We start from the raw sequence: 12,733 nt of genomic DNA on the forward strand, positions 1-12,733 counted from the left end.
CCTTTCGGCCTTACAGGCCGCGAGTTGCCGCCAGGGCCTCCAGCGCATTGTGGAATTCTGCCTTGCTGGCGAGCAGCCGCATGGGCGGCAGCGCCGCCATCAGCTCGGCGCCATAGCCCATGGTCTGCAGGCGCGGATCGCAGACCACCAGCACGCCGCGGTCGGTTTCGCTGCGGATCAGGCGGCCCGCCCCCTGCTTGAGCGCCATGGCCGCCTCGGGCAGCATGTAATCGTGGAAGGCGTGCCGCCCCACGCTCTCCAGCCTGCGCGCGCGCGCCTCCACCAGCGGGTCGTCGGGCGGCGGAAACGGCAGCTTGTCGATCACCACCAGCTGCAGCACATCGCCGGGCAGATCCACTCCCTCCCAGAACGTGGCCGAGGCCACGAGAATGCAGCCGCGGCCGGCACCGGCGTCCTTGCCATGCGGCGCCATCGCTCCGGCAGCCATGAAGCGCTCCATCAGCGCCAGCTTGGGAGCCTGGCCCTGCATCAGCACTTCCAGGTTGCTGAACAGCCCCAGGGACTGGCGCAACTGCTCGCCGATCAGGTTCAGGGACTTGAGCGTGGTGGTGAGCACCAGCGCGCGCCCGCCGATGCGCTCGGCCGCATCGCGCACCAGCTGGGCCACCTGCAGGCCATGGGCCGGCGAGCCGGGCGCCGCAAACGGCTGCGGCACATACAGCGCCGCATGGTTCGCATAGTCGAAAGGGCTGTCCACGCGCAGCACATGCGCGCCGCGCAGGCCGCAGGGCTCGGTGAACCAGCTCAGCTGCGCGTCGCTGCCCAGCGTGGCCGAGGTGAAGATCCAGGCCACCCGTCCGGCCTCGCCGGCGTCGCCCTCCTCCGGGGCAGCCCCGGCTTCCAGGCTGCGGCCCAGCAGACGCTCGCGCATGATGCGGGAGATGTTCAGGGGCGAGGCCAGCATCCGCAGGTGCTGTGATCCCACTTCCAGCCAGCGCACGCTGTCCTCTTCGGCGCTGGCCGCAAAGGCCGCCAGCCGGGACAGCAGCACGGCGCCACGCTCGTGCACGCGCTGCAGTTCGGCGGCCATGGCCTCCATGGCGGCCAGGGGCGCCAGCAGCGCGCGCAGGCTCTGCCCCAGGCGCACCAGTGCCGCACGCCAGCGCTGCGCATCCAGCCCCTGGGGCGTCACGCCCTGCCAGGCCAGGCGCGAGCCGGCCGCCGTGCCGGCAACCTGCAGGCGCAGCTCCCGCACGGCCTGCTCCACGGTGGCGCACAGCACCAGCCAGTCGGCCATTCCGCGTGCATGGGCCTGCGTGGTACGCAGCACATCGCGGGCATAGCCTATGAGCTGCTGGCTGGTCAGCGCCTCGCCCGCGAATTGCACCCCGGTGTCGTTGAGCTGGTGCGCCTCGTCGATGACCACCACGCCGGTGCTGGGCAGCAGTTGCGCCACGCCCGATTCGCGCACATCCAGGTCCGCGAACAGCAGGTGGTGGTTGATCACCACCACATCGGCCTCCAGCGCCTGCCGGCGGGCCCGGTTCACATGGCAGTCCTGCCAGTGCGGGCAGTCCGAGCCCAGGCAGTTGTCCTTGGTGGAGGTGACCAGCGGCACCACGGGGGAGCGCTCGTCCAGCGCGGGCAGCTCGGCCAGATCGCCCGTGTGCGTGGTGCGCGCCCAGCGTTCCACCGCCGCCACGCCGCGCAGCACCTGGGGGTCCTGCGGCGCCGTGCGCCCCTGACGGACCTGATCGAGCCGCTCCAGGCACAGGTAGGCGCTGCGCCCCTTGAGCCGCGCCATGCGCAGCGGCAGGCCCAGCCCATGGACCAGGCGCGGCAGGTCGCGCGCAAAGAGCTGGTCCTGCAGGGCCCGCGTGGCCGTGGAGACCAGCACGCGCTGGCCGCTGAGCAGGGCCGGCACGAGATAGGCATAGGTCTTGCCGACACCGGTACCGGCCTCGACCACAAGCACGCGGCGCGCCTCTATGGCCTGGGCCACGGCCTCGGCCATGGCGATCTGGCCGGCGCGCGGCCGGTAGGCCGGCTCGGCCCGGGAAAGCACTCCGCCCGGCGCAAAGGCCTCGCTCACGGCGCGGGCCAGGGAGTTTGTCTGGGAATCCAAGTCCTTGTCACTTTCTGCATGGCCCGGCAGCGCCGGCCTGCGGCCGCATCCCTGCCGCCTTCACGCCCCACCAGGGTTTTGCGCGGCTTGGCCGCAAGGCCGGGCAGCGCGGCCGATAATACGCAGCTTCGCCACTGGCAGGCGCCTTCGCGCCTTCATTGCCCACATGTCTTCCAGCTACCGCATCCAGGCCGCCACCGGCATCCACCGCGGCGACAGGGAATACCAGCAGGACCAGGTCCTGCTCATGCCGCATCCGCATGTGCAGGGCTGCGTGCTGGGCGTGGTGGCCGACGGCATGGGCGGGCGCAGCGGCGGGCGAAAGGCCTCCGACCAGGTCATGCTCACGGCGCGGCAGCTGTTCGAGCACTTCGATCCCGCCACGGAGAGCGGCGAGCAATTGCTGCGCAGCATTGTGCACGATGCCCACACGATGATCCGGCTCACGGCCATTTCGACCGAGCAGGAACCTCACAGCACGTTGGCCGCCTTTGTGGTGCTGCCCAGCGGGCGCTGCCACTGCCTGCATTCCGGCGATTCGCGCCTGTACCACTACCACGGCCAGCAACTGCTTTTCCGCAGCAAGGACCACTCCTATGTGCAGGCGCTGGTGGACCGCGGAACCCTGACCGAGGAACAGGCCCATCACCATCCGCAGTCCAACATCCTGCTGGGCTGCCTGGGCACGCAGGAGCCGCCCACGCTGACCCATCACCTGATCGAGCGGCTGCAGCCCGGGGACGCGCTGATGGCCTGCACCGATGGCATCTGGCACTACTTCAGCACGCAGGAGCTGGGCACGGTGCTGGCCGGCCTGGCGCCCCGCGAAGCCACGGCCTTTCTGATCGACAAGGCGCGCGCCCGCGCCGCGGGCGGCGGCGACAATCTGTCGCTGGCCGTGCTCAAGTTTGCGGCCTTGCCCGAGGCCTCTTCGGCCTGACCGGGCCGAACGCCCTGCGTCACTACTGAAACAATAGCTTGCTGCGCTTGCCGGCTCCTGATTCCAGGCTTTTATTCATTTGAAACCATTGCCTGTATTGCGCAAACAGCTGCTTTTCAAGGAGCAGAGCTGGTACGGCCCTAGCAGGGATGCTTTCAGGGCGCAGGCGGCGGCAGCGGCGCAGCCGTCTGGCCTTTTTCCTTGAGCGCCTGCTGGGCCTTGGCCTTGTGCTCGGCTGCGGCCTTGAGCTTGGCTTCGTAGTCTGCGCGCGCCTTGGGCTCGCGCTGCGCCGCTTCGGCCTGGCGCCGCTGCTGTTCGGCCTGGTGGCGCTGCACATAGTCGGCCTGTTTGGCCGCGCGCTGCTGGGCCTCCTGCGCACGCTGCTGCTGCATGGCCTGCTCGTCCACGGGCGGCTTGGGACCCTTGCCCGAAGGCGCGGAGGCGGCGCCCGGCGTAGCGACGCCCGGCGCCTTGTCGCGCTGCTGGCCCTTCATCGGCGAAGCCGCCTTGTTGGCCTTTTTCTCCTCGATCTGCTGCAGGCGCTCGGCCGCGCGTTCACGGCGCTCGGCCTCGTTCATCTCGAGTTCGCGCGCGCGCAGCGGTGCATCCTTGTCACGCGCCTCGCGCCGGGCCTCCAGCAGGCAGTCTTCCACGGCGAACTTCTTGTAGCAAAGCGCTTCGGCCGCCATCTGCTGGCTTTCGATGACGGCGCGTTTCCGGGCGATTTCCACACGCTCGGCCTCGCGCTGCGCCTTGACCTGCGCGCGCTGCTGGTCGCGCTGCGCCCGCTGCGCGGCGGTGGCCGGCTCGGCGGCCCGTGCCGCAGGCTGGGGGGCCGCCACGGCCAGCAGCACCGAAAGGGAAAGCGCCAGCTGCAACGGCCGGGCGTGTAGGAACTTGAGTTTCAGCATGTGGGGCAGGGCTTGCGCAAGCCATGGTCCGGCCGCAGCGGCCTTCCCGGAACGGGCCTGCGCAAGTCGTGGTTGGATCCGGCGGATCGATGGACAGGCTGCCATCTTACGGCCTGCCGCAATCCACCCCGCAAAGTTCAGGTCAAGCTGGTATCGACGGTGCGCCGCTCCAGCTGCAGGTATTCCTTGGAGCGCATCTCGTTGAGGCGCGAGACCGTGCGCGGAAACTCGTGGGCCAGCGGGCCCTCGGTATAGATCTGCTCGGGCGGCACGGCGGCGGACATGATGAGCTTGACATGGCGGTCGTACAGCACGTCCACCAGCAGCGTGAAGCGCCGCGCGGCCGAGGCCATGTTCACATGCAGCTGCGGTACGTCCGACAGCAGGATGGTGTGGAACTGCGTGGCGATTTCAAGATAGTCGTTCTGCGAGCGCGGACCCGCGCACAGCTCGCGGAAATCGAACCAGACCACGCCGCCGGCGCGGCGCTTGGCGGCGATCCTGCGCGTCTCGATCTGCACCACGGGCTCTTCGTCATGGGCCTCGGCCAGACGGTTGAAGGTGTCCTGCATGGCGGCATCGGCCTCGGGCCCCAGCGGGCAGTGGTAGAGCTTGGCATCCTCGAGCGTGCGGCGGCGGTAGTCCGTGCCGTTGTCCACGTTCACGACTTCCATGCGCTCGTTGAGCAGCGCGATCGCGGGCAGGATGCGGTCGCGGTGCAGGCCGCCCGGATACAGGTCGTCGGGCCGGAAGTTGGACGTGGTCACAAAGCCCACGCCGTTGGCGAACAGCGATTCGAGCAGCCTGTACAGGATCATCGCGTCGGTGATGTCCGCCACATGGAATTCGTCGAAGCAGATGAGCTTGTACTTCTTGGCGATCTTGGCGCCCAGTGCATCGAGCGGGTTCTGCGTGCCCTGCATCAGGTGCATCTCGCGGTGCACCTCGCGCATGAATTCGTGAAAGTGCAGCCGCACCTTGCGCTTGATCGGCACGGCGTTGAAGAAGCACTCCATCAGAAAGCTCTTGCCGCGCCCCACGCCGCCGTACATGTAGACGCCCTTGGGCAGGTCGGGATGGTTGATCAGCTTCTTGAGCGCATTGGAGCGGCGCTGCTTGTAGGCCGCCCAGTCGTCGGCGCAACGCTGCAGGGCCTCCACGGCCCGCAGCTGCGCGGGGTCGCTGTGAAAGCCTTTGGCTGCCAGTTCTGCCTCATAGGCCTGTTTTACGTTCACTCTCCGTCTCCATTCCCATCCAGACGCTCAAAAAAACAATAGCTGCTAACGCTTGCGTATCAAGCACTAGCAGCCATTTCCACTCCAAACCCGAACCACTTCAGCCTGCGCACCGGCGCTTCATTGCCATGTCATTGCCTGTGCGCAAGCCGGGTCGTCCGGGCAGAGCCCACGCTCTTAGAAATTGAGCGTGCGCTTGTCCACGGCCAGGGCCGCTTCCTTGGTGGATTCGGACAGCGAGGGGTGTGCGTGGCAGATGCGGGCGATGTCTTCGCTCGATGCCTTGAACTCCATGGCCACCACGGCTTCGGAAATCAGCTCGGACACCATCGGGCCCACCATGTGCACGCCCAGGATCTCGTCGGTCTCGGCATCGGCCAGGAACTTGACCATGCCGGTCGTGTCGCCCAGCGCGCGCGCGCGGCCGTTGGCCAGGAACGGGAAGCTGCCGGCCTTGTACTTGACGCCCTGCTCCTTGAGTTGCTGCTCGGTACGGCCCACCCAGGCGATTTCAGGGCTGGTGTAGATCACCCAGGGAATGGTGCCGAAGTTCACATGGCCGTGCTGGCCGGCGATACGCTCGGCCACGGCCACGGCCTCCTCCTCGGCCTTGTGCGCGAGCATGGGGCCGCGCACCACGTCACCCACGGCCCACACGCCGGGCAGATTGGTCTTGCACAGGTCGTCGACCACGATGCAGCCGCGCTCGTCGAGCTGCAGGCCCACGGCTTCGGCGTTCAGGCCATTGGTGTTGGGGACGCGGCCGATGGAGACGATCAGCTTGTCCACGTCCAGCGTCTGGGCTTCGCCCTTGGCGTTGGTGTAGGCCACGGACACGCCCTTCTTGCCGACCTTGACTTCGCCGACCTTCACGCCCAGCTCGATCTTCAGGCCCTGCTTGTCGAAGGCCTTCTTGGCTTCCTTGGCGATCTGCTCGTCCACGGCGGGCAGGAACTTGTCCATGCCTTCGAGCACGGTCACCTCCGTGCCCAGACGGCGCCAGACCGAACCCATTTCCAGGCCGATCACGCCCGAGCCGATCAGGCCCAGCTTCTTGGGCGTCTTGCCCAGGCGCAGCGCACCGTCGTTGGACAGCACGTTTTCCTCGTCGAAGGGCACGCCGGGCAGCGCGCGGGCATTGGAGCCTGTGGCCACCACGATCTGCTTGCCGGTGATGGTTTCCTCTTCCTTGCCGGCCACCTTGATCTCGTAGCCGCCTTCAACCGCCTTCACGAACGAGCCGCGGCCGTGGAAGAAGGTGACCTTGTTCTTCTTGAACAGGTACAGGATGCCGTCGTTGTTCTGCTTCACGATGGCATCCTTGCGGGCGATCATCTTGGCTACGTCCATCTCGACCTTGCCGGTGGAGATGCCGTGGTCGGCAAAATGCAGGTTGGCATGCTCGAAGTGCTCGGACGACTGCAGCAGCGCCTTGGAGGGGATGCAGCCCACGTTGGTGCAGGTACCGCCGGGCGCGGCGCCGCCGGCAGCGTTCTTCCACTCGTCGATACAGGCGACGTTGAAGCCCAGCTGGGCCGCGCGGATGGCCGCGATGTAGCCGCCGGGGCCGGCGCCGATCACGATGACGTCAAATTGCTTGCTCATGGCTCAAATCTCTTGTGTTTGGTGCTTGAAAAAACCCACCGCTGGGCGCCTGGCCTGGGTGGGTTTTCGTGCGAGGGACCCGTGGCGGATTACAGGTCGAACAGCAGGCGCGAAGGATCTTCCAGCGCGTCCTTCATGGCCACCAGGCTCAGCACGGCTTCGCGGCCGTCGATGATGCGGTGGTCATAGGACATGGCCAGGTAGTTCATCGGACGGATCACGATCTGGCCGTTCTCGACCACGGCGCGGTCCTTGGTGGCGTGCACGCCCAGGATGGCCGACTGGGGCGGGTTGATGATGGGGGTGGACATCATCGAACCGAAGGTGCCGCCGTTGGAGATGGAGAAGGTACCGCCGGTCATCTCTTCGATGCCCAGCTTGCCTTCCTTGGCCTTCTGGCCGAACTCGGCAATCTTCTTCTCGATGTCGGCAAAGCTCATCTGGTCGGCGTTGCGCAGGATGGGCACCACCAGGCCGCGCGGCGAGCTCACGGCGATGCCGATGTCGAAGTAGCCGTGGTAGACGATGTCGTTGCCGTCGATGGAGGCATTCACCGCGGGGAACTTCTTCAGCGCATGCACCGCGGCCTTGACGAAGAAGGACATGAAGCCCAGCTTCACGCCATGCTCCTTGACGAACTGGTCCTGGAACTTCTTGCGCATTTCCATCACGGGAGCCATGTTCACTTCGTTGAACGTGGTCAGGATGGCGTTGGTGGCTTGCGACTGCAGCAGGCGCTCGGCGATGCGGGCGCGCAGGCGGGTCATGGGCACGCGCTGCTCGGGACGCTCGCCCAGGTCTTCCTTGGCGGCCGGTGCGGCGACCTGGGGCAGGGCCTTGGTGGGCACGCCGGTGGGGATGGCAGCGCCACCCTTGATGGCAGCCAGGGCATCGCCCTTGGTCACGCGGCCGTCCTTGCCGGTGCCGGCCACATTGGCGGCGGACAGGTTGTTGTCGGCCAGGATCTTGGCGGCGGCAGGCATGGCCACGCCACTCTTGTCGGCGCTGGCGGGAGCGGCAGCGGCGGGCGCTGCGGCAGGAGCCGATGCTGCAGCCGCGGGAGCAGCGGCGGGTGCGGCGGCGCCGGCCACGGCTTCGGTGTCGATCTTGGCGATCACCTGCTCGGCCGTCACGGTGGCGCCGTCGCCCTGCAGGATTTCGGTGATCACGCCAGCCGAGGGAGCGGGCACTTCGAGCACGACCTTGTCGGTTTCGATCTCGATGAGAATTTCATCGACGGCCACGGCCTCGCCCACCTTCTTCTTCCAAGTGAGCATGGTGGCTTCCGTGATGGACTCGGACAGCTGGGGAACTTTGACTTCTACGATAGCCATTTTGAATTCTTTCCAAAAGTGTGACGACTTACGCAATCAGGTTCTAGCAAGGCATCTGCCCATGGGCAAGACGGCGATATGCATGCTGGTTTGCGTAAGTCCTAGGTGTTTTGTCTGTGAGGTAACCGCGTATGTGAGTGGGTTTACAGCCTTACTTGGTCAGGACAAAACCCTTGAGCTTGGCGAATGCGCCATCGACCAGCGCCTTTTGCTGCTCCTGGTGCAGGTGCGAATAACCCACAGCCGGAGAAGCCGATGCGGCGCGGCCCGAGTAGCCCAGCTTCTGGCCTTCACGCATGTTCTCGTGAATGTTGTGCTGGATGAAGAACCAGGCGCCCTGGTTCTGGGGCTCGTCCTGGCACCAGACGATCTCGGTCGCGTTGCTGTACTTCTTGACTTCGGCAGCGAAGGCCTTGTGCGGGAAGGGATACAGCTGCTCGACGCGGATGATGGCCACATCCTTGGCCTCGCCTTCGGCACGCTTCTTGACCAGGTCGTAGTACACCTTGCCCGAGCAGGCGATGATGCGCTTGACCTTGGCGGCGTTCTTGACGACGGCTTCGTCCTGCTCGGGGATCACGGTCTGGAAACCGCCCGCAGTGAACTCGGACAGCGGCGAGGTCGCATCCTTGTTGCGCAGCAGCGACTTGGGCGTCATGATGACCAGCGGCTTGCGCAGCGGGCGCACCATCTGGCGGCGCAGCACATGGAAGATCTGGCTGGCCGTGGTGGGCTGCACGATCTGCATGTTGGTGTCGGCGGCCAGCTGCATGAAGCGCTCCAGGCGGGCCGAGCTGTGCTCGGGGCCCTGGCCTTCGTAGCCGTGCGGCAGCATCAGCGTGATGCCGTTGATGCGGCCCCACTTCACTTCGCCGGAGGCGATGAACTGGTCGATCACGACCTGTGCGCCGTTGGCGAAGTCGCCGAACTGGGCTTCCCAGATCACCAGGGTGTTGGGATCGTTGGATGCATAGCCGTATTCGAAGCCCAGCACTGCCTCTTCGGACAGGATGGAGTCGATCACGACGAACGGAGCCTGGTTCTCGGCCACGTTCTGCAGCGGGATGTAGGTGCCTTCGTCCCACTTCTCACGCTTCTGGTCGTGGATCACGGCATGGCGGTGCGTGAAGGTGCCGCGGCCGCAGTCCTCGCCCGACAGGCGCACGGGGTAGCCCGACGCGACCAGCGAGGCGAAGGCCATGTGCTCGCCCATGCCCCAGTCCACGTTGATTTCGCCGCGACCCATGGCGGCGCGGTCGTCATAGACTTTCTTGACCAGCGCATGCGGCGTCACGGTACCGGGGATGGTGGTGATCTTCTCGGCCAGGCGCTTCCACTCGGTCAGCGGGATGGCCGTGTCGCCGGCATCGGTCCAGGACTTGCCCACGAACGGGCTCCAGTCCACGGCGTACTTGCTCTTGAAGTTGGTCAGCACGGGGTCCACCGTGTGGCGGCCTTCATCCATGGCGGCGCGGTAGGCCTTGACCATGTCGTCGCCCAGCGTATCGCCCAGGCCCTGCGTGGCCAGCTTGTCGGCGTACAGCTTGCGGGTGCCGGGGTGGGCGCCGATCTTCTTGTACATCAGCGGCTGGGTCAGTGCCGGCGTGTCCTGCTCGTTGTGGCCCAGCTTGCGGAAGCAGATGATGTCCACCACCACGTCCTTGGAGAATTCCATGCGGAATTCCAGCGCCAGCTGCATGGCCAGGCACACGGCTTCCGGATCGTCGCCGTTGACGTGCAGCACGGGCGATTCGATCATCTTGACGATGTCGGTGCAGTACAGCGTGGAGCGTGCGTCGCGCGGATCGGAAGTGGTGAAGCCGATCTGGTTGTTGATAATGATGTGCACCGTGCCGCCGGTGGAGTAGCCGCGGGTCTGGGCCAGCGCCAGGGTTTCCTGGTTCACGCCCTGGCCGGCAAAGGCGGCGTCGCCGTGCACCAGCACGGGCAGCACCTGCTTGCCATGGGGGTCGTCGCGGCGGTCCATGCGCGAGCGCACCGAGCCTTCGACCACGGGGTTCACGATTTCCAGGTGGGAAGGGTTGAACGCCAGCGACAGGTGCACCGGGCCGCCCTTGGCGGACACGTCGGAGCTGAAGCCCTGGTGGTACTTCACGTCACCTGCGGGCAGATTCTCGGGGGCGGTGTGGTCGAACTCGGCAAACAGGTCCTTGGGCATCTTGCCCAGGGTGTTGACCAGCACGTTCAGGCGGCCACGGTGGGCCATGCCGATCACGACTTCCTGCACGCCCTTGAGGCTGGCGGCATTGATCAGCTCGTCCATCGCGGCGATGAAGGATTCGCCGCCTTCCAGCGAGAAGCGCTTCTGGCCCACGTACTTGGTGTGCAGATAGCGCTCCAGGCCTTCGGCCGCCGTCAGGCGGTCCAGGATGCGCTTCTTCTCGTCGGCATTGAACGAAGGCTTGCTGCGGATGGTTTCCAGCTTCTGCTGCCACCAGCGCTTCTGGTTCTGGTCGGTGGCATACATGTATTCGGCGCCGATGGTGCCGCAATACGTTTCGCGCAGGGCATTCATCAGCTCGCGCAGCGTCATGGACTCCTTGCCGAAGAAGGTATTGCTGGTGTTGAACACCACTTCCTGGTCGGCGTCGGTGAAGCCGTAGAACGACGGCTCCAGCTCGGGAATTTCGGGGCGCTCGGTGCGCTTGAGAGGATCCAGGTCGGCCCAGCGCTGGCCCACGTTGCGGTAGGCAGCGATCAGTTGCTGCACGGCGGTGCGCTTGCGGCCCAGCTCGGAGTCGGCGCCGGAGGCGACCACCACCTTGGTGCCGCCCTGCTTTGCACGCTCGGCAAAGGCATTGATCACGGGCAGGTGGGGAACGTCCTTGCTGTCCGTGCCGTCCACGGCGGGCACGTGTTGCAGGGCATCGAAATACTCGCGCCAGGAGTCCGGCACGCTGCCGGGGTTGGCCAAGTAGTTCTCATACATCTCTTCGACGTACGGCGCATTGCCGCCAAAGAGATAGGTATTGCCTTGATAGGCTTGATAGATCGATGACTGATCGCTCATATTGCGCTGACCTCCGCCTCCCTTGAGGAAGCATTAGCTGGTTTGTAGAACCTTCCGCGACACGGCTGTACCGGTTGGCGGATGCGACTGTGGCTGGGAAGGGCCTTAGGTTGCGTCTGGCATTGTGCCACTTTTCAAAGCCGTACTCTTATGAAAGACCTAGCGTTTCCCTTCATCGAACTCGCTTACATTGGCGCTTATTGACAACCAAGGAATCAAATGCCCCTTTCGCAGCTTCACAAACGCACGTTCATCCTGCTGCTGGCGGCCGTCACGCTGGGTTTTGGAGTGGTGCTATGGGAGTACGTGGGTGCCATCTTCTGGGGCGTGGTCCTCGTCATCGTGTTCGCCCCCATGCACAGGCGCATCCTGGTGCGCATGCCCAGAAGCCCCAACCTGGCCACCTTGCTGACCCTGCTGCTCTGCCTTGTGGTGGTCATCCTTCCACTGGTGCTGATCGGCATCTCGCTGGTGCGGGAGACCGCCGCCATCTACGAGCGGGTCAGCAGCGGCAACCTGTCCTCCGCCAATTATCTGCAGCAGATATTCGACGCACTGCCACCCTGGATCACCCCATGGCTGGACAGGCTGCACCTGGGGTCGCTGAGCGAGCTCCAGGAAAAGCTCACCGAGGTGGCGGTACAGACCAGCAAGCTCGCAGCCACCCGCGCCGTGGGCCTGGGACAGAACACGCTGGGCTTCGTCGTGAGCTTTGGCGTGATGCTGTACCTGATGTACTTTCTGCTGCGCGACGGCAAGCTGCTGATGCAGCGCATCCGCGAAGCGATGCCGCTGGAGCCCGAGCACAAGCGCGAGCTGGCCAGCAAGTTCACTACCGTCATCCGCGCCACGGTCAAGGGCAATCTCGCCGTTGCTGCCGCGCAGGGTGCGCTGGGCGGCCTGATCTTCTGGATACTGGGCATTCAGGCCACCGTGCTGTGGGCCGTGGTCATGGCATTTCTTTCCCTGCTGCCCGCAGTGGGGGCCGGTCTGGTCTGGGGGCCGGTCGCCATCTATTTCCTTGCCACCGGCGATACGGCCAAGGGCGTTGTCCTGGCCGCCTATGGCTTTCTGGTGATCGGCCTGGTCGACAACGTGCTGCGTCCCCTGCTGGTGGGCAAGGACACCAAGATGCCCGACTACATCGTCCTCATCTCCACGCTGGGCGGCATGGCCGTGTTCGGACTGACGGGCTTTGTACTGGGACCGGCCATCGCTGCGCTCTTCATCGCTGCCTGGGACATGTTTGCCGAAATGCAGCGCCAAGCGGAGCAGCAGCCCCTGCTGTCGCCGCAGGGCGAGGCCCTGGCGCCAGTTGGCACACCGGTAGAAGTCCCACCGGCTCCAGCCGGGGCACGGGAGATACCGCCCGTGCCGGAATCGGATCAAGGAGAGGTCAAAGCCTGAGGGTGGTCATCCCCGCGCACCCTCCCTGACCGGACAAGCAAACAACTGCCCCTGCGGGCTTCATGGCCTTGGGCCGTTGCACTTTCTTGAGAAACCACCCGCTTCCGCCTCCAGGCGCTTAAATTTCATAGCAACAGGCCCCATCGCCATCAATACCGCAGGGCACAGCTCAAGAATTCAGGGT

The 12,733-nt window shown here is 65.6% G+C and carries 8 protein-coding genes; 2 read left to right on the top strand and 6 right to left on the bottom strand.

What is annotated here, in order from left to right; all coding sequences use genetic code 11:
* Positions 1–10: 10 nt before the first annotated feature.
* Complete coding sequence (gene yoaA / locus Cte04_RS16585; protein ID WP_245633412.1) at positions 11–2,086, bottom strand: DNA repair helicase YoaA; 2,076 nt, start codon at positions 2,084–2,086, stop codon at positions 11–13.
* A gap of 166 nt (positions 2,087–2,252) precedes the next feature.
* Here yoaA and Cte04_RS16590 point away from each other — a divergent pair, with 166 nt between their 5' ends.
* The gene (locus Cte04_RS16590; protein ID WP_066480738.1) at positions 2,253–3,026 is read left to right on the top strand and encodes a PP2C family protein-serine/threonine phosphatase; all 774 of its coding nucleotides are present in this window, start codon (positions 2,253–2,255) and stop codon (positions 3,024–3,026) included.
* A 155-nt stretch (positions 3,027–3,181) separates the two neighbouring features.
* Here the strand turns inward: Cte04_RS16590 and Cte04_RS16595 are convergent, their stop codons facing one another.
* The 5 genes from Cte04_RS16595 to Cte04_RS16615 all read right to left on the bottom strand — a co-directional run bounded on the left by Cte04_RS16595 (position 3,182) and on the right by Cte04_RS16615 (position 11,142).
* Positions 3,182–3,937 (bottom strand): hypothetical protein, encoded by a 756-nt coding sequence (locus Cte04_RS16595; protein ID WP_066480740.1) that lies wholly within the window; start codon positions 3,935–3,937, stop codon positions 3,182–3,184.
* Positions 3,938–4,074: 137 nt separating this feature from the next.
* Complete coding sequence (gene zapE, locus Cte04_RS16600; RefSeq protein WP_066480741.1) at positions 4,075–5,172, bottom strand: cell division protein ZapE; 1,098 nt, start codon at positions 5,170–5,172, stop codon at positions 4,075–4,077.
* A 177-nt stretch (positions 5,173–5,349) separates the two neighbouring features.
* A complete protein-coding gene (gene lpdA, locus Cte04_RS16605) occupies positions 5,350–6,777 on the bottom strand; it encodes a dihydrolipoyl dehydrogenase (RefSeq protein WP_066480742.1) in 1,428 nt (475 codons plus the stop codon).
* Between the two features lie 89 nt (positions 6,778–6,866).
* Entirely contained in the window at positions 6,867–8,111 is a 1,245-nt protein-coding gene (gene odhB, locus Cte04_RS16610; RefSeq protein ID WP_066480744.1) for a 2-oxoglutarate dehydrogenase complex dihydrolipoyllysine-residue succinyltransferase, read from the bottom strand.
* A gap of 151 nt (positions 8,112–8,262) precedes the next feature.
* Positions 8,263–11,142 carry a 2-oxoglutarate dehydrogenase E1 component gene (locus Cte04_RS16615; RefSeq protein ID WP_066480747.1) on the bottom strand — a complete coding sequence of 960 codons (2,880 nt, stop codon included), beginning with the start codon at positions 11,140–11,142 and terminating at the stop codon, positions 8,263–8,265.
* Positions 11,143–11,361: 219 nt separating this feature from the next.
* On the opposite strand from Cte04_RS16615, the gene Cte04_RS16620 reads away from it, so the two are divergent.
* Positions 11,362–12,549 carry an AI-2E family transporter gene (locus Cte04_RS16620; protein WP_066480749.1) on the top strand — a complete coding sequence of 396 codons (1,188 nt, stop codon included), beginning with the start codon at positions 11,362–11,364 and terminating at the stop codon, positions 12,547–12,549.
* Positions 12,550–12,733: the final 184 nt, after the last annotated feature.

This window comes from Comamonas terrae, assembly GCF_001544075.1.
In the GTDB taxonomy this organism is placed as follows: Bacteria; Pseudomonadota; Gammaproteobacteria; order Burkholderiales; family Burkholderiaceae_C; genus Comamonas; species Comamonas terrae.